Genomic DNA, 23,850 nt, shown 5'->3' on the forward strand with positions numbered 1-23,850 from the left:
GCAGGAAACATGGCTGAGAATTACGACGTCATCATCATCGGTTCTGGACCTGGCGGCTATGTCGCGGCAGTGCGTGCCGGCCAGCTCGGCCTGAAGGTCGCGATCGTCGAGCGCGAGCACCTGGGCGGCATCTGCCTCAACTGGGGCTGCATCCCGACCAAGGCGCTGCTGCGCTCCGCCGAAATTCTCGATCATTCGAACCACCTGAAGGATTACGGCCTCGTTCTCGAGGGTTCGGTCAAGGCCGACACCAAGGCCGTCGTCGCCCGCTCGCGCGCCGTCTCCGGCCGCCTGAATGCCGGCGTCGGCTTCCTGATGAAGAAGAACAAGGTCGATGTCATCTGGGGCGAGGCGAAGATCACCAAGCCCGGCGAAATCACGGTCTCGAAGTCCTCGAAGCCCGTCGTCGAGCCGCAGCATCCGCTGCCGAAGAACATCAAGAGCGAAGCCGGCACCTATACCGCCAAGCACATCATCATCGCCACCGGCGCCCGTCCGCGCGCTCTGCCGGGCATCGAGCCGGACGGCAAGCTGATCTGGACCTATTTCGAAGCGCTGAAGCCGGATGTCCTGCCGAAGTCGCTGATCGTCATGGGCTCGGGCGCCATCGGCATCGAATTCGCGAGCTTCTACCGCTCGATGGGCGTCGACGTTACCGTCGTCGAAGTCATGCCGACGATCATGCCGGTCGAAGACGCTGAGATCACCGCGATCGCCCGCAAGCAGCTCGAAAAGCGTGGGCTGAAGATCTTCACCAGCGCCAAGATCACCAAGGTCGAAAAGGGCGCAGACAGCGTCACCGCGACCGTCGAGACTGCTGATGGCAAGTCGCAGCAGATCACCGCTGACCGGATGATCTCGGCTGTCGGCGTTCAGGGCAATATCGAAAACCTCGGCCTCGAGGCGCTCGGTGTGAAGACCGACCGCGGCTGCGTCGTCATCGACGGTTACGGCAAGACGAACGTCCCTGGCATCTACGCAATCGGCGACGTTGCCGGTCCGCCGATGCTCGCCCACAAGGCCGAGCATGAAGGCGTCGTCTGCATTGAGAAGATCGCTGGCCTGCCGAACGTCCATCCGACCGACAAGAGCAAGGTCCCGGGCTGCACCTACTGCAATCCGCAGGTCGCCTCCGTCGGCCTCACCGAAGCCAAGGCCAAGGAAGCCGGCCGCGATATCCGCGTCGGCCGCTTCTCCTTCGTCGCCAACGGCAAGGCGATCGCGCTCGGCGAAGATCAGGGCATGGTCAAGGTCATCTTCGACAAGAAGACCGGAGAACTGCTGGGCGCCCACATGGTCGGCGCCGAAGTCACCGAGCTCATCCAGGGCTTCGTCGTCGCCATGAACCTGGAAACGACCGAAGAAGAACTGATGCACACGATCTTCCCGCATCCGACCGTTTCGGAATCGATGAAGGAAGCCGTGCTCGACGCATACGGGCGCGTGCTGAACGCTTGATAATTTCCGTTTCCGCCCTCTCTATCAGGATGGTGTGAACTGTCCTGACGGGGCGGAAAAACGAAAGGAAATCATCATGTCAATGGGTACGCAGGCACTGCTCATCTTCCTGCTGATCGGGCTCGTTGCCGGCTTTCTGGCAAGCCTTGTGGTCGGCGGCGGCGGTTTGATCCGGTGCTTGCTGAGCGGCATCATCGGCGCCTTCGTCGGTGGCTTTCTGTTCAATGCGCTGGGCATCTCGCTCGGCATTGAAAATGCATTGGTGGTGCAGATCATTCACGCCACCGTCGGCGCGATCATCGTGGTGCTGATCGCCAGAGCGATAGCGTAGGGCAGACCTGGAAACGGAAGGACGGATATGGAAGGCGTAGGCTGGCTGGCGGCAATCATCATCGGCGGTTTTGCGGGCTGGCTCGCGGGCAAGCTGATGGATGCGCGATACGGCATTCTGCTGAATATCGTGCTCGGTATCGTCGGCTCGGTCGTCGCGACCGCCATCCTGGCGCAGTTCCATATCGAAGTGGCCGGCGGGCGGCTTGGCTACTTCGTCACCGGATTCTTGGGCGCTTGCCTGCTGATATTCTTCGCCCGGCTCGTCCGGCGATGATGCACATGACCGGCCGATTGTAACGGACGGCTAAAAGACTTATGTGCAGACTGATGAAGCCGCATTGGGGCGGCGGAAAGTTGACACGGTAATGGTAACCATTCTCGACACGATCAATCCCGACGTAAAGCGCGTGCGCCATCCGGAAAAGGCCCACCGGCCGGACCAGGAAGTTCTGCGCAAGCCGGAATGGATCCGTGTAAAGGCGCCGACCTCCAAGGGCTATGCCGAAACCCGCTCGATCGTGAAGGAGCACAAGCTCGTCACCGTCTGCGAGGAAGCCGGCTGCCCGAATATCGGCGAGTGCTGGGACAAGAAGCACGCCACCTTCATGATCATGGGCGAGATCTGTACCCGCGCCTGCGCTTTCTGCAACGTCTCGACCGGCAAGCCGAATGCGCTGGATATGGCGGAGCCCGAGAACGTCGCCAAGGCCGTCAAGCAGATGGGCCTCAGCCACGTCGTCATTACCTCGGTTGACCGCGACGATCTGGAAGATGGTGGCGCCGAGCATTTCGAGAAGGTCATCTGGGCGATCCGTGAAGCGTCGCCGATGACCACGATCGAAATCCTGACCCCCGACTTCCTGAAGAAGCCGGGTGCGCTGGAGCGTGTCGTCGCTGCCAAGCCCGACGTCTTCAACCACAATATGGAAACCGTCGCCGGCAATTACCTGACCGTCCGTCCGGGCGCCCGCTATTTCCACTCCATCCGCCTGCTGCAGCGCGTGAAGGAACTGGATCCGACCATGTTCACCAAGTCGGGCATCATGGTCGGCCTCGGCGAAGAGCGCAACGAAGTGCTGCAGCTGATGGACGACCTGCGCACCGCCGACGTCGACTTCCTGACGATCGGCCAGTACCTGCAGCCGACCCGCAAGCACCACAAGGTCGAAAGCTTCGTGACGCCGGAGGAATTCAAGTCCTACGAGACCGTTGCTTACACCAAGGGCTTCCTGATGGTTGCTTCGAGCCCGCTGACGCGCTCCTCGCATCACGCCGGCGACGACTTCGCCCGTTTGAAAGCGGCGCGCGAAAAGAAGCTGCTGATCGCCGCAGAATAAAATCCCTGCTTGCATTTTCGAGAAGCCGCGGCGATTTTTCGCCGCGGCTTTTTGTTTGCCGAGAATGCGGAGCGATGCAATGCCGGCCTATATCGACGACCTCGACCAAGCCGTCGGCCTGATCCGCGGCTCAGGGCGCATCATGGTCGTCGGCTGCTCCGGCGGGGGCAAGAGCACGCTGTCGCGAAAGCTCTCCGGCCTTCTCGGCCTCCGGCATGTCTCGATGGACAGGGAGTTCTTCTGGCTGCCCGGCTGGGTCAAGCGGGCGAAGGCCGAGGAGCGTGCCTTGATCAGTGAGGTGGTCAACGGCGAAGGCTGGCTGATGGACGGCACCGGCCCCTCGACCTTCGATATCCGCGTACCGCGCACGCATTTCATCATCTGGGTGCGCATGCCGCGCTGGATCTGCCTCTGGGGCATCTGCAAGCGCGCGTTCTTCCACCTCGGCAAGACACGGCCGGACATGGCGCCCGGCTGTCGGGAGCAGCTGCCGGACCGCGAATTCCTCACCTATATCTGGACTTTCGAGCAGCGGTTCGCGCCGCTCGTGATTGCTGGTATCGACCGTTACGGCCCTGATATCCCGGTTTTGCAGCTGAAAAGCCGACGAGACGTGAGCCGCCTTCTTGATCTTCTTGGCGCGCCCGCTTAACTGCGCTTCATGCCGCAATTCGAAACGCATCGTCCCGTTCCCCATACAGCCGAGCAGATGTTCGACCTCGTCGCCGACGTCGAGCGCTATCCGGAATTCCTGCCGCTCTGCGAGGCGCTGACGATCCGCAGCCGCAAGGAACGCGACGGCAAGATCCTGCTCGTCGCCGATATGACGGTTGGCTACAAGGCGATCCGCGAGACATTCACGACGCAGGTGTTGCTCAACAAGGCAGAGCGCGTCATTGACGTGAAATATATCGACGGCCCGTTCAAGTATCTCGACAATCGCTGGAGCTTCACCGAAGCCACGCCGGGCTCGATGGTCAATTTCTTCATCGATTACGAGTTCAAGAGCCGCATTCTCGGCGCGCTCATGGGCACGATGTTCGACAGGGCCTTCCGCATGTTCACGGAAGCCTTCGAAAAGCGCGCATCGGCGATCTACGGCGGCTGACGCCTACCTGTCCAGGAAGTGGTCGAAGACCTGGTTCGCCGGATAGGCGTAGTAGCCCCGATCCACGAAACTGCGTCGGTAGAGGCAGTTCCGCAGAGCCACGTTGTAGATCATGCTGTGCGTATCCGGCGAGCCGCGATGAGACATCGCTTCCGGCTGACAATAGGACAGCGCTCGATCGTAGCGGGCGAGCAGCACCGGGTCGGAATCGACACGAATGCCTGAATAGGTCTGATAGTTGGACGGTGCTTCCGCGGCAGAAATGCAGCCGAGGCTCAATGCAACGCCGATGGCAGCCAAATATCTCATGGGAACATCCTTCAAAGCCGGCGGCGGCCGGCAACGCGGCAGAAACGGTGGCAGAAGACTTTTGTTCCCGGATGCTACTTCAGCGCCAGCAGCATTTCCAGCGCCGTCTTGACGGTCGCAAGCCGCACCTTGTCGCGGCCGATATCGCCATAGAGCATCTTGTGATGAATGAGTGCGCCCTGGCGTGATTTTGCCGCGAGATGGACGAGCCCGACAGGCTTTTCCACCGAGCCGCCGCCGGGGCCGGCAATGCCGGTCACCGCCACGGCAAAAGCAGCGCGCGAGCGGAAGAGGGCGCCATGCACCATCTGCCGCGCGGTTTCCTCGGATACGGCGCCGAAGCGCGCAAGCGTCTGCTCCTGAACGCCGAGCATCTCCATCTTCGCCGTGTTCGTATAGGTGACGAAGCCGCGGTCGACGACGGCGGAGGATCCCGAGATCTCCGTCAGCGCACCAGCGATCAGTCCGCCGGTGCAGCTTTCGGCGGTCGAGACCATTAGCCCTTCAGCCGAGAAATCCCGGATGATCTTTTCAGCAAGCGCCAAGATCTCGGCCGTGAACATCATCAATCCCTCGCGCCGCGGAAGACGACGGTCGCCGTGGCGATGGCGGCAATGCCCTCGCGGCGGCCGACGAAGCCGATCGTCTCGTTGGTCGTTGCCTTTACCGAACAGCGGCCGATGGAAATGCCGAGGAACTCGGCAAGATTGGCGCGCATCTCGTCGCGATGCGGCCCGACCTTCGGTGCTTCTGCGATCAGCGAGACGTCGGCATTCATGATCGTCCCGCCGCAATCGCGCACGATCTTGGCGGCATGCTCGAGGAAGATCCGCGATGCCGCTCCCTTCCACTGCGGGTCGGACGGCGGAAAATGGTCGCCGATATCGCCGGCGCCGCAGGTGGCGAGCAGCGCATCGGTCAGCGCGTGCAGCGCCACGTCGGCATCCGAATGTCCCTTCAGCTTCTGATCGTGCGGAATGAACAGGCCGCAGAGCGTCACGCCGTCGCCGGGCTCAAGCTGGTGGACGTCATAGCCGTTGCCGGTACGCACGTCGGGCAGGGCCGATGATGACAAGCGGTTGTCGGCAAGGGCGATATCGCGCTTCACGGTCAGCTTCATGTTGTCGGCAGCTCCTTCAACGATGGTCACGGGAATGCCCGCCCATTCGGCAATCGAGGCATCGTCGGTGAAATCACTCCGGCCGGATTGATGCGCATCTTCATGCGCGGCCAGAATGGTGTCGAAAGCGAAGGATTGCGGCGTCTGCGCCGCAAAGAGATGTTCGCGCGACACGGTCTCCAGCACGGTTCCCGTCTTGTCAGCGCGTTTCAGTGTGTCGGCGACCGGCGTGGCCGGAAGGACTGCAGGCGCTCCGGCAATCAGCGCATCGGCGACACGGTCGAGCAGCACATGATCGAAGAACGGCCGCACGGCATCGTGAATGAGAACGTGGCTGATGCCCTTGTCCTTGAGATGACGCAGGCCGGCCAGCACCGATTGCTGGCGCGTCGCGCCGCCATGCACCGCCTCGATCGGCGTCGCCGAAAGGATATGGCGCAGCGCCTTGTCGAACAGCGCCTCGTCGTCGGGGTGGATGACCACGACGATATGGGCGGCGTGCTCCCATGTCATGAAGTTTTCAAGCGTATGGGCAATAACCGGCTTGCCGCCGACCATGCGATACTGCTTCGGCCCTTCGACGGAGGCACCAGCACGCTCGCCGCGCCCCGCGGCGACGACGACGATCCCGGCCGATAGTGGTTGCTTCGAATGCATTTGCGGCATAAATCCCTAAAATATGCAGAAAGCGACGTAAGTGCTCTATAGCCTTGGTCACCGGCTTTCCAGCATCTGCCCAAAAAATATCGATTCCAACCAAAGCCTCTTGGCAAGCCATTCGTCTATGGCTAAAAATAGTGCAGCAATATTGTGTGCCTGAAAGATAATCAATTGCATCCAGTGAACCTAGCAGCGCCATTGCAGATCGGAAACGTCTCCGTGCGCAACCGTGTCGCGCTCGCGCCGATGTCCGGCGTCACGGATATGCCGTTCCGGCAGCTGGCCTGGCGTTATGGCGCTGGCCTCGTCGTCACTGAAATGGTGGCGAGCCGCGAGCTGGTCAATAACACCGCCGAATCCTGGTCGCGCCTGAAGGCTGCCGGCTTCAAACCGCATATGGTGCAGCTTGCCGGGCGCGAAGCCTATTGGATGGGCGAGGCGGCCAAGGTCGCCGCCGATGCCGGAGCCGATATCATCGACATCAACATGGGCTGCCCGGCCAAGAAGGTGATCGGCGGCTATTCCGGCTCGGCGCTGATGCGCGATCCCGATCACGCCTTGACGCTGATCGAGGCCACAGTAAAGGCCGTCGATATCCCTGTCACGCTGAAGATGCGTCTCGGCTGGGATGAGAACTCGCTGACCGCCCCTGATATCGCCAAGCGTGCCGAAGATGCAGGCGTCCAGCTGATCACCATCCACGGCCGCACCCGCATGCAGTTCTACGAGGGCAAGGCGGATTGGGACGCGATCCGCGCCGTCCGCGATGTCGTCTCGGTGCCGCTGATCGCCAACGGCGATGTCAACACGCCCGAAGATGCCCAGGAGATTCTCCGCCGCTCGGGCGCCGATGCGGTGATGATCGGCCGCGGCTGCCAGGGCCGTCCGTGGCATGCCGGCGTTCTTGCCGGTGCCGCCGGTCCGGAAAGCGCGGAGATCGCCAATATTGCCGTCGAGCACTACTGGATGATGCTGGAATTCTACGGTGAGCATGTCGCCATCCGCCATTCCCGCAAGCATCTCGGCTGGTATCTCGAACGATACGCCCCCGGCCTTTCCGGGGAAGACAGGGCGGCGATCATGACTTCGAACCAGCCGCTGGAGGTGGAGCGGCGGCTTCACGATGCGCTTTCTGCTGGTGCAGAGGCAGTTCAAAGCCGGGAGGCGGCATGACGGACAAGACGCAGGCCGATCAGACGAGTGGCGTAGCGATGGCGGTGCTGAACGCCATCCAGAACCCCGTCATCATGGTGGACGAGCAGGGCCTCGTCGCCTTCGCCAATTGGGAGGCCGAGGCCTTCTTCGGAGCCAGTGCCTCGCATCTGGCGCGCTACAGGATCTCGACCTTCATTCCTTTCGGCAGCCCGCTGCTGGCGCTGATCGATCAGGTCCGGGAGCGCCGCGCTCCGGTCAACGAGTATCGCGTCGATCTGAGCTCGCCCCGCCTTGGCCAGGACAAGCTGGTCGACCTGTACGTCGCGCCCGTCATCAGCGCGCCGGGCTCCGTCGTAGTGGTCTTCCAGGAACGTTCGATGGCCGACAAGATCGACCGTCAGCTGACCCATCGCGCCGCGGCGCGCTCCGTCACCGGGCTGGCCTCGATGCTGGCGCATGAAATCAAGAACCCACTCTCCGGCATCCGTGGCGCGGCACAGCTGCTGGAACAATCGGCCGTCGATGAGGACCGGGCGCTGACCCGGCTCATCTGCGATGAGACCGACCGCATCGTCTCGCTTGTCGACCGTATGGAAGTCTTCTCCGATGAGCGCCCCGTCGATCGCGTTCCGGTCAACATCCATTCGGTCCTCGATCATGTGAAGGCCGTGGCCAAGGCAGGATTTGCCCGCCAGATCCGCATCACCGAGAATTACGACCCGTCGCTGCCGGCCGTTTATGCCAATCGCGACCAGCTGGTGCAGGTCTTCCTCAATCTGGTGAAGAATGCCGCCGAAGCCGTCGGCGAACGGCAGGACGGCGAGATCCTGCTGACGACCGCCTATCGTCCCGGCATCCGCCTCTCCGTCGCCGGCACCCGCGAAAAAATCTCGCTGCCGCTGGAATTCTGCGTGCAGGACAATGGTCCGGGCGTTCCCTCCGACCTGCTGCCGCATCTCTTCGATCCCTTCATCACCACCAAGACCAATGGCAGCGGCCTTGGTCTTGCGCTTGTCGCCAAGATCATCGGTGACCATGGCGGCATCATCGAATGCGACAGCCAGAACAACAAGACCACCTTCCGTGTCCTGATGCCGGCATCCAAGGATGCCTCTTCCGATGACGCGGCAATTGCAAACCCCACAGGAACTTCTCGATGACAGCAACGATTCTCGTCGCAGATGACGATGCGGCAATTCGTACGGTGCTCAATCAGGCGCTCAGCCGCGCAGGCTACGATGTCCGCATCACCTCGAACGCCGCCACGCTCTGGCGCTGGGTTTCGGCGGGCGAGGGCGATCTTGTGGTGACCGACGTCATCATGCCCGATGAGAACGCCTTCGATCTGCTGCCGCGCATCAAGAAGGCAAGGCCGGATCTGCCGGTGCTGGTCATGAGCGCGCAGAACACCTTCATGACGGCGATCAAGGCCTCCGAGAAGGGCGCCTACGATTACCTGCCGAAGCCCTTCGACCTGACGGAGCTGATCGGCATCATCGGCCGGGCGCTGGCCGAGCCGAAAAAGAAGCCCGCCAAGCTCGACGAGGACATGCAGGACGGCATGCCGCTGGTCGGCCGCTCCGCCGCGATGCAGGAAATCTACCGCGTCCTGGCGCGCCTGATGCAGACCGACCTGACGCTGATGATCACCGGTGAGTCCGGTACCGGCAAGGAGCTCGTCGCCCGCGCGCTGCACGACTACGGCAAGCGCCGCAACGGTCCCTTCGTCGCCATCAACATGGCCGCCATCCCGCGCGATCTGATCGAGTCCGAGCTCTTCGGCCACGAGAAGGGCGCCTTCACCGGCGCGCAGAACCGCTCGACCGGCCGTTTCGAACAGGCCGAGGGCGGCACGCTCTTCCTCGACGAAATCGGCGACATGCCGATGGATGCGCAGACGCGTCTTCTTCGCGTCCTACAGCAGGGCGAATACACCACCGTCGGCGGTCGCACGCCGATCCGCACCGACGTGCGCATCGTCGCCGCCACCAACAAGGATTTGAAGCAGGCGATCAATCAGGGTCTCTTCCGCGAAGACCTCTACTACCGCCTCAACGTCGTGCCGCTGCGCCTGCCACCGCTGCGCGACCGCGCCGAGGATATCCCCGACCTCGTCCGTCACTTCATCCAGCAGGCGGAAAAGGAAGGTCTCGGCACCAAGCGATTCGACCAGGAAGCTCTGGAGCTGATGAAGGCCTATGCCTGGCCGGGTAACGTTCGCGAGCTCGAGAACCTGATCCGCCGCCTGATGGCACTTTATCCACAGGATGTGATCACCCGCGAAATCATCGAGAGCGAGCTGCGCTCCGACGTGCCTGATAGCCCGATCGACAAGGGCCCGATCCGCTCGGGTTCGATGACCATCGCCCAGGCGGTCGAAGAGAATATGCGCACCTATTTCGCCAGCTTCGGCGAGAATCTGCCGCCGCCCGGCCTCTATGACCGTGTTCTGACGGAATTGGAGTATCCGCTGATCCTAGCAGCGCTGACAGCGACCCGCGGCAACCAGATCAAGGCGGCCGATCTCCTCGGTCTGAACCGCAATACACTGCGCAAGAAGATCCGTGAGCTCGGCGTTTCGGTCTACCGGAGCTCCCGCACAGCTTGACAATGTGGCGGGATGCGTTGCATTTTCGCCACAATGCGTTGCTTAAAGGTCACGCATGGGGTTTGGACAATCGTAACCATAACAGATGGTCTGTGCCGCTGATCTCTTCATTCAGGGATTGAGCGAACGCTTTCGATTTCCGGTCCGTTGGTTGCAGATGTGGCGTGGCGGCGATTTGCCGCCAGGAGAATGACCTGATGAAGCAGGATGCGGCATCGCCTGCGGCGGGTGAAGAGGGAGTTGCGATCGTCACCGATCGTCGCGCGCTTTTCGCATTGCCAGGCCTCATGCTGGCGGGTGGTGCGCTGCTCTGCGCCACCGCAACGCTCTTCGTGCTGCTCGGCTTCACGCCGATCGAGCCGACCTCGCGCGTCGTCATTACCTCCGTCGTCGTCAATTCCTTCTTCGTCCTTGGCCTGATGGCGCTGATCGGCCGTGAGGTTGCGCGGCTGATGAAGGCACGAACCCGCGGAAGGGCCGCAGCGCGGCTTCACATCCGCATCGTCGTGCTTTTCTCACTGGTGGCGATCACCCCGGCGATTCTTGTCGCCCTCTTTGCCAGTATCACGCTGAACGCTGGTCTCGACCGGTGGTTCTCGCTGCGCACCCAGTCGATCGTCAGCTCGTCCCGCAATGTCGGGCAAGCCTACATGATGGAGAATGCCAGCTATCTCCAGGGCCAGACGGTCTCGATGGCGAACGACCTGGAGCGCAACCGCACGCTCTACAATCTCGACCGTACCGGCTTTGCCGACCTGATGACCCGTCAGGCGCGCGGACGCGGCCTGCTCGGCGCCTTCCTGGTCGAAAGCAACGGCGCGGTGATCACGCAGGCGGATATCAAGACCGAGAAGCCGCTGCCGGCCATTCCGCAGGATGCGCTGACCAAGGCCGCCGCCGGACAGCCGACGCTGATTCCTCCGGGTGTCACCAACCTCGTCGGCGCCATCATCAAGCTCGAATCCATTCCTGACGCATTCCTCTACACGGTGCGTGCCGTCGATCCGAAGGTCATGGGCGCGATGCGCCTGATGCAGGAAAATGCCAGCGAATATCAGTCGATGGAGGCGGGGCGCGTCTCACTGCAGATCGCCTTTGCGGTTCTCTATATCGGTTTCGCGCTGATCGTTCTGCTCGCCGCCATCTGGACCGCGATTGCCGTTGCCGACCGTATCGTCCGCCCGATCCGGCTGCTGATCACGGCTGCCGATAGCGTTGCATCCGGCAATATGGATATCGTCGTCCCAGTTCACGCCGTCGATGGCGACGTCGCCAACCTGTCGCGCACCTTCAATAAGATGATCTCGGAAATCCGCACCCAGCGTGACGAAATCCTCGAGGCGAAGGACGAGGTGGACGACCGCCGCCGTTTCATCGAGGCCGTGCTGTCGGGCGTTACCGCTGCCGTCATCGGCGTCGAGAGCGACCGCCGCATCACCATCGTCAACAGCTCGGCCGAGACGCTGATGGCGCTCGAAGCGCCCGATATGCTTGGCAAGCAGCTTTCCGATATCGCCCCCGAGGTCGATCAGGTCCTCACCGAGGCCGCACAGCGCTACCGCGGCGATTTCCGCAAGCAGATCGCTCTGGTGCGCGGCGGCACGGTCCGTACGCTCAGCGTCCAGGTGACGCGTGAAGAGGTGAGGGAGAGTGGCGAATCCTACGTCATCACCCTCGACGACATCACCGATCTCGTCATTGCCCAGCGTTCGACCGCCTGGGGCGACGTTGCCCGCCGCATCGCCCACGAGATCAAGAACCCGCTGACGCCGATCCAGCTGTCGGCCGAGCGCATCCAGCGCCGCTACGGCAAGCAGATCAATCAGGACGACAAGACCGTCTTCGACCAGTGCACGGACACGATCATCCGTCAGGTCGGCGATATCGGCCGCATGGTGGACGAATTCTCGGCTTTCGCCCGCATGCCGAAGCCGACCAAGGAACCGAGCGATCTGCGCGACATCCTGCGCGACGCAATGTTCCTGCGCGAGATGGGCAACACCCATGTCAGCTTCCTGCAGGAGCTCGGCGAACGGCCGCTTGAAGGCATGTTCGACAGCCGCATGCTGGGTCAGGCCTTCGGCAACCTGATCAAGAACGCCGTCGAGGCGATCGAAGCCGTACCGAGCGAAGAACGCGACGAGCGTAAGGTGCTGGTGCGGGCAGCGATGGACGAGGGCCGTGACCGCTTCACCGTCGATGTCATCGATAACGGCCGCGGTCTGCCGGTGGAAAACCGGCACAGCATTCTAGAGCCCTACATGACGATGCGGGAGAAGGGCACAGGCCTGGGCCTCGCCATCGTCAAGAAAATCATTGAAGAGCATGGCGGGCAGCTTGAGCTGCATGATGCGCCCGCAGAATTTGACCAGGGAAGAGGAGCCATGATCCGCGTGCATCTGCCGCGTCTCGAGCCGGCATCTTCCACCCCTGCTGAAAGCGACAAGGAAAGCGTTTATGGCCTCTGATATTCTCGTCGTCGACGATGAGCATGACATTCGCGAGATCGTGTCCGGGATACTGTCCGACGAGGGCCACGAAACGCGGACCGCTCACGATAGCGACAGCGCGCTGGCAGCGATTTCCGATCGCGCCCCGCGGCTGATCTTCCTCGATATCTGGATGCAGGGCAGCAAGCTCGACGGGTTGTCCCTGCTCGACGAGATCAAGACGCGCCATCCCGATATTCCGGTCGTGATGATCTCGGGTCATGGCAATATCGAAACGGCCGTTTCCGCCATCAAGCGCGGTGCTTTCGATTTCATCGAGAAGCCCTTCAAGGCCGACCGCCTGATCCTGATTGCCGAGCGCGCGCTGGAAAACTCCAAGCTGAAGCGCGAAGTCTCCGAGCTCAAGAAGCGGGCAGGCGATGCCGTCGAGCTGATCGGCACGTCCGTCGCCGTCTCGCAGCTGCGCCAGACGATCGAGAAGGTCTCGCCCACCAACAGCCGTATCATGATCTTCGGCGCATCCGGTTCCGGCAAGGAACTTGTGGCGCGCATGATCCACAAGAAGTCGACGCGCGCCAACGGCCCGTTCGTGGCGCTCAACGCCGCCAACATCACCCCCGACCGGATGGAAATCGCGCTCTTCGGCACCGAGGGATCGCCCGGCCAGGCCCGCAAGATCGGCGCGCTGGAAGAGGCCCATCGCGGCATTCTCTATCTCGACGAAGTCGGCGAAATGCCGCGCGAGACGCAGAACAAGATCCTGCGCGTACTCGTCGACCAGCAGTTCGAGCGCGTCGGCGGCTCCAAGCGGGTGAAGGTCGATGTCCGCATCATCTCCTCGACCGCCTACAATCTCGAAAGCCGCATTGCCGAAGGCTGGTTCCGCGAAGACCTTTATCATCGTCTGGCCGTCGTGCCGGTCCGGGTTCCGGCACTGGCCGAGCGCCGCGAGGACATTCCGTTCCTCGTTGACCAGCTGATGCGCCAGATTTCCGAGCAGGCCGGCATTCGCCAGCGCCGCATCGGTGATGACGCGATGGCCGTTCTGCAGGCCCATGACTGGCCGGGCAATATCCGCCAGCTGCGCAACAATATCGAGCGGCTGATGATCCTTGCCCGTTCCGACGGCCCGGACGCGCCGATCACCGCCGACATGCTGCCGACCGATCTCGGCGACATGCTGCCGAAGGTCTCGGCCAAGAACGACTATCACATTATGACGCTGCCGCTGCGCGAGGCGCGCGAGATGTTCGAGAAGGACTATCTCATCGCCCAGATCAACCGCTTCGGCGGCAATATCTCGCGCACCGCCGAGTTCGTCGGCATGGAGCGCTCGGCGCTTCACCGCAAGCTGAAGTCGCTCGGCGTCTAAGGTTTTGCCGGCGCAGATCCTGCGCCGGTTCATGTCATTGCCCCAGCACCAGGTTCCCATGCCCAGAATTTCCTACGTCAACGGCCAGTACGTCACGCATTCTGAAGCAGCCGTTCATATCGAGGACCGTGGCTATCAGTTCGCCGATGGCGTCTATGAAGTCTGCGAAATCCGCCACAGCTACATCGTCGATATCACCCGCCACCTCGACCGCTTGCACCGCTCGCTGAGCGAGCTGCGCATCGCTGCGCCGATGAGTCGTGCCGCGATGGTGCATGTGATTCGCGAGACCGTTCGCCGCAACAAGGTGAAGAACGGCCTGTTTTACATGCAGGTCACCCGCGGCGTCGCCCGCCGTGACCACGTTTTCCCGGCCGAAGGCACCAAGCCGTCGATCGTCATCACCGCGAAAAGCACCGATGCATCGGTTATCGCCAAGAAGAATGCCAATGGCATCAAGGCCGTGACCGTGTCCGACAATCGCTGGGACCGCGTCGATATCAAGACCGTCGGTTTGCTGCCGAACGTCATGGCCCGCCAGCAGGCGAAGGAAGCCGGTGCCCAGGAAGCGATCTATGTCGATCGCGACGGCTTCGTTACCGAGGGTGCCGCAACCAACGTCTGGTTCGTCGATGCCGACGGCACGCTCGTCACCCGTCCGGCAGAGCATGGCATCCTCAAAGGGATTACGCGCACCACCTTGCTGGATGTCGGCGCCAAACTGGGCCTCAAGGTCGCGGAACGTAAGTTCACCGTTGCCGAAATGCTGGCTGCACGCGAGGTTTTCATCACGGCGGCTACAAGCATTTGTTTTCCCGTGGTTTCCATCGATGGACAGACGATCGCCAATGGCCATCCCGGAAGCGTGTCGCAGAATATTCGGGAAGCCTTTTTCGACGTTGCGGAAAAGATTGCGATTTGATACCAAGATTTGCTGGACGCAGGGGTGAGGGTTACCTGCCGACGGCCTGGAGAGGTTGATTAGTATTCTACCGGCTGAAACACGCCGGCAATAAAGAAAGAAGCGGCGCGATGGCGGAACGTTCTCAGAATCTGCAGGACTTATTTCTCAATACTGTTCGCAAGCAAAAGATTTCCCTTACAATTTTTCTGATTAACGGCGTTAAGCTCACGGGCGTTGTCACGTCTTTCGACAATTTCTGCGTTCTTCTTCGCCGTGACGGTCATTCGCAACTCGTGTATAAGCACGCGATCTCGACGATCATGCCGGGCCAGCCCATGCAGATGTTCGAGAGCGAAGAAGCCGCTTCCTGATAGGATCAGAAGTCATTTCGACACGCGATACGAAGAACGATTCCATCATCCCGGAAGCCGAAAAGCTCCGGGACGATATGCGCGCGACCGTCGTCGTGCCCGTGCTCAAGCAGGGCCGGGGACGTGGCGCCGCTTCCGATGGTGCAATCTCCACGACACGTTCGCCGGAAAGCCGGCTTGAAGAAGCAAGCGGTCTCGCCGAAGCGATCGACCTCGATGTCGTCTATGGCGCGGTCGTCCCGATCAATGATCCCAGGCCCGCAACGCTGCTCGGCACCGGCAAGATCGAAGAGATCAAGGCCAAGCTCGACGAGCATGATTCGGGTCTTGTCATCGTCGATCACCCGCTGACCCCGGTTCAGCAGCGCAATCTCGAGAAGGCATGGAACGTCAAGGTCATCGACCGCACGGGCCTTATCCTCGAAATCTTCGGCCGCCGCGCCTCCACCAAGGAAGGCACGCTGCAGGTCGATCTCGCGCACCTGAATTACCAGAAGGGCCGCCTGGTCCGCAGCTGGACCCACCTTGAGCGCCAGCGCGGCGGTGGTGGCTTCATGGGTGGTCCGGGTGAAACCCAGATCGAAGCCGACCGGCGCATGCTGCAGGATCGCATCATCAAGCTGGAGCGCGAGCTGGAGCAGGTCGTGCGGACCCGCCAGCTGCACCGCGCCAAGCGCAAGAAGGTGCCGCATCCGATCGTCGCCCTGGTCGGCTACACCAATGCCGGCAAGTCGACGCTGTTCAACCGCATCACCGGCGCCGGCGTTCTCGCCGAAGACATGCTGTTTGCGACGCTCGATCCGACGCTGCGCCGCATGAAACTGCCGCATGGCCGCACCGTCATCCTTTCCGATACCGTCGGTTTCATCTCCGACCTGCCGACCCATCTGGTGGCCGCTTTCCGCGCAACCCTGGAAGAGGTGCTCGAAGCCGATCTCATCCTGCATGTCCGCGACATGGCTGATGACGACAATCCGGCCCAGAGTGCCGACGTGCTGCGCATCCTGAACGATCTCGGCATCGATGAAGCCGAGGGCCAGAAGCGTATCATCGAGGTCTGGAACAAGATCGACCGGCTAGAGCCGGAGACCCACGACGCCATCGTCCAGAAGGCATCCGGCGCCGAGAATGTCGTCGCCGTATCGGCCGTCAGTGGCGAGGGCGTCGACCGGCTGATGGACGAAATCAGCCGCCGCCTTTCCGGCGTCATGACGGAGACCTCGATCACCGTGCCGGTTTCGAAACTGACGCTGCTGTCGTGGATCTATGAGCACGCCATCGTCGATGCCCGCGAGGACAACGAGGACGGCTCGGTGACGCTCGATGTGCGCATGGCCGAGGCTGAAGCGTCGGCACTCGAAGGCCGGCTCGGCACGCAGAAGACTGCGAAGGAAGATTGGGAGCGCTGAGCGCTCGCATTCCCGCGTTGCATCAGATCATTGGAGGGGACGGCATGGCTGGTATCAAGGCTCGGGCAGGCGGTCTTTTGCTGATCGCTATCGGATGCGCGCTTGCCTGGTTTTTCCTGCTGCAGCCGCTGAAGGAAGCGCAGGCCGGTGTTCCCGAGGTCCATTATCAGCTGAGAGCCTTCCTCGCCGTGCCCGCCTGCCTGGTCTTCGGCCTGGGCTTTCTGTTCGCCGGCGCAGGCCTGAACTATCGCAATGCCGCCGAAAAGAAGCTGACGGTCACCGGCTGGGTACTCTTCGCGATCGTCGCATTGCTGACGTTGGCGGGCTACTGGTGGTTCCAGCAGCAGTTCTCGGCACTCGGCTATACCAGCGCCGTCTGATCGCTTCCGGCCGGTTCGCTATCGGAAGCAAGCCACTCCAGACCAATCCGCCCGACAGGATCGAGCAGCTCGCCGGTCACCAGCGTCGTGATCAGGCTGCGCAGAAACGGCAGTTTCGTCGCTGGGCCGATCATCAGGTCGCGGCTCATCGGCAGGATCTTGCTATCCGACTGATAGAACGGCGTCAGCACGCGGCTCAGCAGCTGGTAGACGCGGATATGGATCTGGCGCTGGCGCAGATGCCGTGAAATGGCATTGCCGACCGTGGCTTCACGGATCATCGCCGTACAGAGCGAGGCGGCATCCAGCAATGCCATATTGGCACCCTGGCCGAGTTGCGGGCTCGTCGCATGCCAGGCGTCGCCGATCTTCACGACATTCTGCCCGGCGAGCGGGACGCGCGTATGATGCCGGTAGCGTGCATGAACGGGCTCGGCCGATGCGGCGAAATGGGCAGCCTCCGGCCAGAAGCGATGCACGGCATCGATCCACGCCTCGCGCCCGGCATCGCGCCAGGCCGCCACATCCTTGTTGCGGATGCTCCAGAAGAAGGTCGCCATCGGCGCCGCGCCATCCTTCGCCGTACCGACAGGCAGCACGCCCGCCATCTGGCTTGCCCGGTGATAGCGCTGCTCCAGTTCGTCGGAATGGAAGACGTCCGATGCATCCCAGGGAACGGTGGCCCAGAGCGCGCCGTAATCGAGCTCGGTCGAAGACTTGTAGCCGATCGGCGAGCTGGCCCCCATCGCATCGATGACGAGATCGGAAGCGGCGGACGCCTTGCCATTGCCGAGCTTCAACCGCGGCCTTGCGCCCGGTTCGAACGCCGTCACCCGCGAAGCCGTTTCGAAACTGACGCCGGCTGCGACAGCGGCATCGAGCAGCAGATCGAAAAGTGCCACCCGCTGGATGGCGATGCCCGATGCACCATTGCGGTAACCGACGTCGAGCACGGTGCGGCCCGTCGTCGAGAGTTTTCCGTGCATCCGCCGGATCCGCGCGCCGCGTTGTTCCACCTGGTCAAGCAGCCCCATCGCCGCGAGCACCGCGGATCCCGTCGGCTGCAACACGAAGCCGGATCCGACCGGCTGGGGTGCTGCCATCTGGTCGTAGATGGTGACGTTTGCGCCATGGCGCGCCAAGAGCGCGGCGAGCGACAATCCACCGATACCGGCACCTGCAATCGCGATCTCAAGGCCGGAGAGCTTCATGGCGGATCAGCCGAGTTGCCGTTCGATGGCTTTCGCCGCCTGCCAGATTTCTTCCATCCGCTCCAGGCTTGCGGCTTCCAATGTTTCGCCTTCTTTCTCAAGAACAACTTCTATATGATTGAAACGGCGTCGAAACTTCGTGTTCGTTCCGCGAAGAGATTGCTCCGGATCGGCATCGACATGGCGGCCGATATTGACGACGGCGAAGATGAGATCGCCGAGCTCGTCGCTGACCTTGGCCCGGTCGCCATGCGCCAAAGCCTCGCGCAGTTCGCCGATCTCTTCCTCGATCTTGTCGAGGATCGGCTCGGGCGCCGACCAGTCGAAGCCGACCTTCGCCGCACGCTCCTGCAGCTTCAGCGCCTCCGTCAGCGCCGGAAAGCTGCGCTGCACGGAGCCTAGAAACCCCGCCGTGGAATCCTCGGTCGCCCCGCGCCTGGCGCGCCGCTCGGCACGCTCGCGCTTCTCCGCCTGCTTGATCTCGTCCCACTGCTTCTTCACGCGATCCGGCGTATCCGCATCGGAGCGCGCAAAGACATGCGGGTGGCGGCGGATCATCTTGCGGGTGATGGCCTCGACGACATCGCCGAAGGCGAACTCACCGGCTTCCTCCGCCATCCGCGCGTGAAAGACCACCTGCAGCAGGAGATCGCCAAGCTCGTCGCAGAGATCGTCCATATCGTTGCGCTCGATCGCATCGGAAACCTCATAGGCCTCCTCGATCGTATAGGGCTTGATGGTCTCGAAGGTTTGGACGATGTCCCAGGGGCATCCCGTTTCCGGGTTGCGCAGCGCTGCCATGATCTCGATGAGGCGCGAAATGTCTTTGGAGGCTTCCATGATCGCTCAATTCAGGGGGATGTCGTTATCGCTCTTGGAGGCCTGATAGGCGCCGGAGAGAGCGTCGTAGCGGGACTTGATGCGGGCAGTCTGCGCCTTCAGCTCGCTCTTTAGCGCATCCGCCTCGGTCTCGACCAGATCAGCGATCGCAAAGCTGTTCCAGAAAGCGTTGCTGCGGCGGTAGCCGCCGGGCTCCAGGCCGAAGACCTCTTTGAGGATTTTCAGATCGTGCGGAATGGCGAAGCTGTCTCGGGAATCTTCGTGGCTGAAGAAATAATAGAAGTTATCGAAACCCGCCCAGGTGATTGCCGACATGCACATGGTGCAGGGTTCGTGAGTCGACAGGAAGATCAGGTCCTTGGTCGCCGGTTTCTCGCCGAGTTCGTAGAAGCGTTTCAGCGTGTGCACTTCGCCATGCCAGAGCGGATTTTCGAGCTCGTTATTGGTCTCTGCGACCACCAGCGAGAGATCGGACTTGCGCAGGATTGCCGCGCCGAACACCTTGTTGCCGGCAGAAACGCCGCGCTCGGTCATCGGCAGGATATCGCGCTCCATCACCTCGAGCAGGCGTGGAGCAATCGTCTTTGAAGCCATGACTTTCTCCTTGTCGCAGCAAGTCTATCCCGCCCGGGCAAGAAGAAAAATGCCGAATTGCCCGATGGACGTTTTTGATCACAGGCTTTACATTGCACTGCAGCGACAACGGCGTCGCTCGGGCGACTTTTCTCAAATCAGTGGCATGCAGGCAAAAGATTACGCGGACCGCGTAGGCTTTCGAATTTCTGTTTCTTCAACGCCTTGCCGGTTAAAGGCATATTGGCGCAACTTCGAAGTGGAATGATAATGCCTTCCAAGAGCGAACAGCTATCGGTTTTCCCCGCCTTCTTCCGTGTGGAAGGGCGGATCGCAGCCGTCTTCGGCAACGGAGACGAGGCCTATGCGAAGGTGCGCCTGCTGCTGAATACGCAAGCGCGGGTCATTGCCTATACCGATCATCCGGAAGCCAGCTACCACGCCTTCCTGATCGCCAATCGCATCGAGACCGTCCGGGCGGCATTCTCTGCCGAACAAGTCGAGGGCGCAGCCCTTGTGTTCGCAGCTACTGGAGAAGCGGCCGCCGACCGCGCCATCGTCGATGCAGCGCGCGCCGCAAAAATCCCGGCCAATGCCGTCGACCAGCCCGATTATTGCGATTTCTTCACGCCGGCGCTTGTCAATCGCGCGCCCGTCGCCGTCGCGATCGGAACGGAGGGCGCCGGTCCGGTCCTGGCCCAGATGATCCGCGCACAGATCGACCAGCTGCTTTCGCCTTCGCTTGGGCGCCTCGCGACCTTGGCGACCAGCTACCGCAAGACGGTCGAGCACCTCATTCCGCGCGGCGTTTCCCGCCGTGTCTTCTGGCGCGGCTTCTTCTCCGGTCCCGTCGCCGATGCCGTCGCCAATGGCAATCTGCCGGAAGCCGAGCGCGCCGCACATGCGCTGCTGCAGGAAACCGGCAAGGCGAAGGGTAGTATCTGGCTCGTCGGCGCCGGCCCCGGTGCCGAAGACCTGCTGACGCTGCGCGCCCAGCGTGTCATGATGGAAGCCGATGTGCTCGTCTTCGACGCACTCGTGCCGCAGGCGATCGTCGACATGGGCCGCCGCGATGCTGAACGCATTTCGGTAGGCAAGCGCAAGGGCTGCCATTCCAAGTCTCAGGAAGAGATCAACGATCTGCTCGTCCAGCTTGGCCGCGAAGGCAAGCGCGTCGTGCGCCTGAAATCCGGCGATCCGCTCGTTTATGGCCGGGCAGGGGAAGAGATGGCTGCCCTGCGCGCCGCCGGTGTCGCCTATGAAGTGGTGCCCGGCATCACCTCCGCCTTCGCCGCCGCTGCCGATTTCGAACTGCCGCTGACGCTTCGCGGCGTCGCCTCGTCGCTGGTCTTCACCACCGGTCATGATCTGACCGGCGACGTGCTGCCGGATTGGGCGAGCCTCGCCGTCTCGGGTGCCACCATCGCCGTCTATATGGGCCGCACCGTTGCCGCCTCCGTCGCCGAGCGCCTGATGGCTGCCGGCATACCCGCCGAGACGACGGTTGCCGTCATCGAGAATGCCAGCCGCGCCGAGCGCCGTCTCATGCATGGCATTCTGCGCGATCTTCCCGACCTGCAGCATCGTGACGAATTGACGGGACCTGTCATGGTCATTATCGGCGATGCAGTGGCAGGCGCCAATTTCGAACTGTCCGAGCCGCTGGTTCGCCGGGAGGCGAGCGTGCCGGAACTTGCAAGGAGCTGACTATGGTAGACAAGGTACTGACCGCCAATCGGTTGACGGACGGCATTGCCGTCTGGCTCGACGCCAATGGCGCGTGGGTCACCTCGTTGCAGGATGCGCTGGTCGCCCGCCATGCGGAAGCGGTCGCCGCGCTCGAGGACATCGGCAAGAAAGCCTATGCCGACAACAAGGTCGTTGACGTCAATGTCATCGAGGTTCAGGAAACCAACGGCGTATTGTGGCCGCTGCGCCTGCGTGAGCGCATTCGCGCGCAAGGCCCGACCATGGAATATGCTCCGGGATATGCGATTGCCGATCCCAAGTTCATTGATGTCTGAGGAAGCTGATGTACCGTTACGACGAATTTGACCACGCCTTTGTCGCCGAGCGCGTTGCGCAGTTCAGCGACCAGGTCCAGCGCCGTCTCGCCGGCGAGCTTTCCGAAGATGCCTTCAAGCCGCTGCGCCTGATGAACGGCGTTTACCTGCAGCTGCATGCCTATATGCTGCGCATTGCCATTCCCTATGGCACGCTGAGCTCAAGACAGATGCGCATGCTGGCCCACGTTGCCCGCACCTATGACCGCGGCTATGGCCACTTCACCACCCGCCAGAACCTGCAGTTCAACTGGCCGAAGCTCTCGGACATGCCGGCTGTTCTTTCCGAACTGGCAACCGTTGAGATGCACGCGCTGCAGACATCCGGTAACTGCATCCGCAACGTCACGGCCGACCATTTCGCCGGCGCCGCCGCCGATGAAGTCGCTGATCCCAGGCCCTATGCGGAAATCCTGCGCCAGTGGTCGTCGGTCCATCCGGAATTCTCCTTCCTGCCGCGCAAGTTCAAGATCGCCGTCACCGGTGCCGAGCGTGACCGCGCCGCAATCCAGGTCCATGATATCGGCCTGCATCTGAAGAAGAACGACAAGGGCGAGATCGGCTTTGCCGTTTACGTCGGCGGTGGCCAGGGCCGCACGCCGATGGTCGCCAAGCTGATCCGCGACTTCCTGCCGGAAGAGGACCTCTTGTCCTACACGACCGCCGTCATGCGCGTGTACAATCTGCACGGCCGCCGCGACAATAAGTACAAGGCCCGCATCAAGATCCTCGTTCATGAGACCGGCGCCGAAGAGCTCGCCCGTCAGGTCGAGGTCGAGTTCGCGCAGCTGAAGGACACCGAGCTGAAGCTGCCGGAACAGGACGTCGAGGCGATCACCGCCTATTTCGCGCCGCCGGCCCTGCCGCAGCGCGCCGAAGGCTGGGAAAACCTTGCCCGCTGGAAGAAGGCCGATCCGGCTTTCGCCCGCTGGGTCCAGCAGAACGTGCAGCCGCACAAGAACCCCGATTACGGCATGGTGACGATCTCCTTGAAGCCGATCGGCGGCATTCCGGGTGACGCCTCCGACAGCCAGATGGATGCGATCGCCGATATCGCCGAAGAATATGCTTTCGACGAAATCCGCGTCAGCCACGAACAGAACCTGATCCTGCCGCATGTCGCGCTGGCCGATCTCGAATCTGTCTATCGCGGCCTCGTGGCGATCGATCTCGCCGAAGCCAATGCCGGGCTGATCACCGATATCATCGCCTGTCCGGGCCTGGACTACTGTGCTCTCGCCAACGCGCGCTCGATCCCGGTGGCCCAGGAAATCTCCCGTCGCTTCGGCAATCCCGAGCGCCAGGCCGAAATCGGCGAGCTGAAGATCAAGATCTCCGGCTGCATCAATGCCTGCGGCCATCACCATGTCGGCCATATCGGTCTGCTCGGTGTCGAGAAGAAGGGTGCCGAGCTCTATCAGATCACGCTCGGTGGCTCCGGCGACGAGCACACCTCGATCGGCGAAATCATCGGCCGCGGCTTCGAGCCCGAGAAGGTGACGGACGCCATCGAGACGATCGTCGATACCTATCTGAAGATCCGCAAGGACCAGTCGGAAATCTTCCTCGAAGCCTATCGCCGTGTCGGACCGCAGCCGTTCAAGGACGCGCTCTACGGCTCTGCCGCCGAAGCTGCATAAGGAGGGGATGATGACGAAGATCTGGAGAGAGACCGGTTTTGTCGAAAACGATCCCTGGGTCATCGAGACCGAGGAAGTCAAGGCAACCGAAAATCAGAAGCCGCTGCTTGGCCTCGACGAGCTCATCGCCAAGGCGGACGAAAGCAACGATGTCGGCCTCGGTGTGCTGGTCAAGCCGGCCGACGATGTCCGCAAGCTCGAGCCCTATCTCGACCGCCTGGCGATCATTGCCGTTGCCTTCCCGGCATTCAACGATGGCCGCGCCTTCAGCCACGCCTCGCTGCTGCGCGATCGCCTCGACTACAAGAGCGAATTGCGCGCCGTCGGCGACGTGCTGATCGACCAGGTGCCGCTGATGCTGCGCGTCGGCATCGACAGCTTCGCCGTGACCAACGAGACGGCGCTCAAGCGTCTCTCGGAAAATCGTCTGCCGGGAATTCAGCATCATTATCAGCCGGCTGTGCGTGACGCGGACAGCGGCAAGGGCTATAGTTGGCGCCGTCAGGCGAAGCCGGCGGCATAAGGCCGGCTCGCCGTCATCTGATGACG

25 protein-coding genes are annotated in these 23,850 nt (G+C 62.1%); 19 read left to right on the top strand and 6 right to left on the bottom strand.

Annotated elements, in window-relative coordinates; translation table 11 throughout:
* Positions 1–9: 9 nt before the first annotated feature.
* The 6 genes from lpdA (at position 10) to ACEN84_RS18205 (ending at position 4,236) form a co-directional block, all read left to right on the top strand.
* The gene (gene lpdA, locus ACEN84_RS18180; RefSeq protein WP_413709450.1) at positions 10–1,458 is read left to right on the top strand and encodes a dihydrolipoyl dehydrogenase; all 1,449 of its coding nucleotides are present in this window, start codon (positions 10–12) and stop codon (positions 1,456–1,458) included.
* A 76-nt stretch (positions 1,459–1,534) separates the two neighbouring features.
* A complete protein-coding gene (locus tag ACEN84_RS18185; protein ID WP_112711771.1) occupies positions 1,535–1,789 on the top strand; it encodes a GlsB/YeaQ/YmgE family stress response membrane protein in 255 nt (84 codons plus the stop codon).
* Positions 1,790–1,816: 27 nt separating this feature from the next.
* Complete coding sequence (locus ACEN84_RS18190; RefSeq protein WP_112711773.1) at positions 1,817–2,065, top strand: GlsB/YeaQ/YmgE family stress response membrane protein; 249 nt, start codon at positions 1,817–1,819, stop codon at positions 2,063–2,065.
* A 91-nt stretch (positions 2,066–2,156) separates the two neighbouring features.
* Positions 2,157–3,128, top strand: a complete 972-nt coding sequence (gene lipA, locus ACEN84_RS18195) for a lipoyl synthase (protein ID WP_130278378.1) — start codon at positions 2,157–2,159, stop codon at positions 3,126–3,128.
* Between the two features lie 79 nt (positions 3,129–3,207).
* The gene (locus tag ACEN84_RS18200; RefSeq protein ID WP_413709451.1) at positions 3,208–3,780 is read left to right on the top strand and encodes an AAA family ATPase; all 573 of its coding nucleotides are present in this window, start codon (positions 3,208–3,210) and stop codon (positions 3,778–3,780) included.
* 9 nt (positions 3,781–3,789) lie between these two features.
* On the top strand, positions 3,790–4,236 hold the full coding sequence (locus ACEN84_RS18205) for a type II toxin-antitoxin system RatA family toxin (protein ID WP_112711777.1): 447 nt from the start codon (positions 3,790–3,792) through the stop codon (positions 4,234–4,236).
* Positions 4,237–4,239: 3 nt separating this feature from the next.
* On the opposite strand, the gene ACEN84_RS18210 is transcribed toward ACEN84_RS18205, so the two are convergent.
* The 3 genes from ACEN84_RS18210 to ACEN84_RS18220 form a co-directional block, all read right to left on the bottom strand.
* Positions 4,240–4,545 carry a hypothetical protein gene (locus ACEN84_RS18210; RefSeq protein WP_112711779.1) on the bottom strand — a complete coding sequence of 102 codons (306 nt, stop codon included), beginning with the start codon at positions 4,543–4,545 and terminating at the stop codon, positions 4,240–4,242.
* A 74-nt stretch (positions 4,546–4,619) separates the two neighbouring features.
* Positions 4,620–5,111 carry a CinA family protein gene (locus tag ACEN84_RS18215; protein WP_413709452.1) on the bottom strand — a complete coding sequence of 164 codons (492 nt, stop codon included), beginning with the start codon at positions 5,109–5,111 and terminating at the stop codon, positions 4,620–4,622.
* Positions 5,111–6,331 (bottom strand): bifunctional 2-C-methyl-D-erythritol 4-phosphate cytidylyltransferase/2-C-methyl-D-erythritol 2,4-cyclodiphosphate synthase, encoded by a 1,221-nt coding sequence (locus tag ACEN84_RS18220; protein WP_112711783.1) that lies wholly within the window; start codon positions 6,329–6,331, stop codon positions 5,111–5,113. The genes ACEN84_RS18215 and ACEN84_RS18220 overlap by 1 nt, the downstream gene beginning before the upstream one ends.
* Before the next feature lie 144 nt (positions 6,332–6,475).
* On the opposite strand from ACEN84_RS18220, the gene dusB reads away from it, so the two are divergent.
* From dusB to ACEN84_RS18265, 9 genes are all read left to right on the top strand, one after another.
* Positions 6,476–7,498 carry a tRNA dihydrouridine synthase DusB gene (gene dusB, locus ACEN84_RS18225; RefSeq protein ID WP_413709453.1) on the top strand — a complete coding sequence of 341 codons (1,023 nt, stop codon included), beginning with the start codon at positions 6,476–6,478 and terminating at the stop codon, positions 7,496–7,498.
* On the top strand, positions 7,495–8,640 hold the full coding sequence (locus tag ACEN84_RS18230; RefSeq protein ID WP_112711787.1) for a two-component system sensor histidine kinase NtrB: 1,146 nt from the start codon (positions 7,495–7,497) through the stop codon (positions 8,638–8,640). The genes dusB and ACEN84_RS18230 overlap by 4 nt, the downstream gene beginning before the upstream one ends.
* Entirely contained in the window at positions 8,637–10,088 is a 1,452-nt protein-coding gene (ntrC, locus tag ACEN84_RS18235; protein WP_112711789.1) for a nitrogen regulation protein NR(I), read from the top strand. Before ACEN84_RS18230 ends, ntrC begins: the two co-directional genes overlap by 4 nt.
* A gap of 197 nt (positions 10,089–10,285) precedes the next feature.
* The gene (locus tag ACEN84_RS18240; protein ID WP_413709454.1) at positions 10,286–12,556 is read left to right on the top strand and encodes an ATP-binding protein; all 2,271 of its coding nucleotides are present in this window, start codon (positions 10,286–10,288) and stop codon (positions 12,554–12,556) included.
* The gene (locus ACEN84_RS18245; protein WP_112711793.1) at positions 12,546–13,910 is read left to right on the top strand and encodes a sigma-54-dependent transcriptional regulator; all 1,365 of its coding nucleotides are present in this window, start codon (positions 12,546–12,548) and stop codon (positions 13,908–13,910) included. Before ACEN84_RS18240 ends, ACEN84_RS18245 begins: the two co-directional genes overlap by 11 nt.
* A gap of 58 nt (positions 13,911–13,968) precedes the next feature.
* Positions 13,969–14,832: a D-amino-acid transaminase gene (locus tag ACEN84_RS18250; protein WP_413709455.1), complete on the top strand. Its 864-nt coding sequence runs from the start codon at positions 13,969–13,971 to the stop codon at positions 14,830–14,832.
* 110 nt (positions 14,833–14,942) lie between these two features.
* The gene (gene hfq, locus ACEN84_RS18255) at positions 14,943–15,185 is read left to right on the top strand and encodes an RNA chaperone Hfq (RefSeq protein ID WP_003539403.1); all 243 of its coding nucleotides are present in this window, start codon (positions 14,943–14,945) and stop codon (positions 15,183–15,185) included.
* Between the two features lie 77 nt (positions 15,186–15,262).
* A complete protein-coding gene (gene hflX, locus ACEN84_RS18260) occupies positions 15,263–16,594 on the top strand; it encodes a GTPase HflX (protein ID WP_413709456.1) in 1,332 nt (443 codons plus the stop codon).
* Between the two features lie 44 nt (positions 16,595–16,638).
* Positions 16,639–16,974: a hypothetical protein gene (locus ACEN84_RS18265; RefSeq protein ID WP_130278369.1), complete on the top strand. Its 336-nt coding sequence runs from the start codon at positions 16,639–16,641 to the stop codon at positions 16,972–16,974.
* On the opposite strand, the gene ACEN84_RS18270 is transcribed toward ACEN84_RS18265, so the two are convergent.
* Genes ACEN84_RS18270 through ACEN84_RS18280 form a run of 3 tightly spaced genes read right to left on the bottom strand, consistent with a single transcriptional unit; the run spans position 16,956 to position 19,619 of the window.
* Positions 16,956–18,185: an FAD-dependent oxidoreductase gene (locus ACEN84_RS18270; protein WP_413709457.1), complete on the bottom strand. Its 1,230-nt coding sequence runs from the start codon at positions 18,183–18,185 to the stop codon at positions 16,956–16,958. The genes ACEN84_RS18265 and ACEN84_RS18270 overlap by 19 nt on opposite strands.
* A 6-nt stretch (positions 18,186–18,191) precedes the next feature.
* Complete coding sequence (mazG, locus tag ACEN84_RS18275; protein WP_413709458.1) at positions 18,192–19,025, bottom strand: nucleoside triphosphate pyrophosphohydrolase; 834 nt, start codon at positions 19,023–19,025, stop codon at positions 18,192–18,194.
* Between the two features lie 6 nt (positions 19,026–19,031).
* A complete protein-coding gene (locus tag ACEN84_RS18280) occupies positions 19,032–19,619 on the bottom strand; it encodes a nucleoside deaminase (RefSeq protein WP_112711805.1) in 588 nt (195 codons plus the stop codon).
* Positions 19,620–19,868: 249 nt separating this feature from the next.
* Between ACEN84_RS18280 and cysG the strand changes: the two genes are divergently transcribed.
* The 4 genes from cysG to ACEN84_RS18300 are packed head-to-tail and all read left to right on the top strand — an operon-like array spanning position 19,869 to position 23,824.
* Positions 19,869–21,305, top strand: a complete 1,437-nt coding sequence (gene cysG, locus ACEN84_RS18285) for a siroheme synthase CysG (protein ID WP_413709459.1) — start codon at positions 19,869–19,871, stop codon at positions 21,303–21,305.
* A 2-nt stretch (positions 21,306–21,307) separates the two neighbouring features.
* Positions 21,308–21,622, top strand: coding sequence for a DUF2849 domain-containing protein (locus ACEN84_RS18290; protein ID WP_130278364.1), 315 nt, complete (start codon positions 21,308–21,310; stop codon positions 21,620–21,622).
* A gap of 8 nt (positions 21,623–21,630) precedes the next feature.
* Positions 21,631–23,301: a nitrite/sulfite reductase gene (locus ACEN84_RS18295; RefSeq protein ID WP_413709460.1), complete on the top strand. Its 1,671-nt coding sequence runs from the start codon at positions 21,631–21,633 to the stop codon at positions 23,299–23,301.
* A 10-nt stretch (positions 23,302–23,311) separates the two neighbouring features.
* The gene (locus ACEN84_RS18300) at positions 23,312–23,824 is read left to right on the top strand and encodes a DUF934 domain-containing protein (protein WP_203429985.1); all 513 of its coding nucleotides are present in this window, start codon (positions 23,312–23,314) and stop codon (positions 23,822–23,824) included.
* The last annotated feature ends 26 nt before the right edge of the window (positions 23,825–23,850 follow it).

Origin of the sequence: Rhizobium sp. Rhizsp82 (assembly GCF_047325115.1) — a bacterium.
Taxonomy (GTDB): domain Bacteria; phylum Pseudomonadota; class Alphaproteobacteria; order Rhizobiales; family Rhizobiaceae; genus Rhizobium.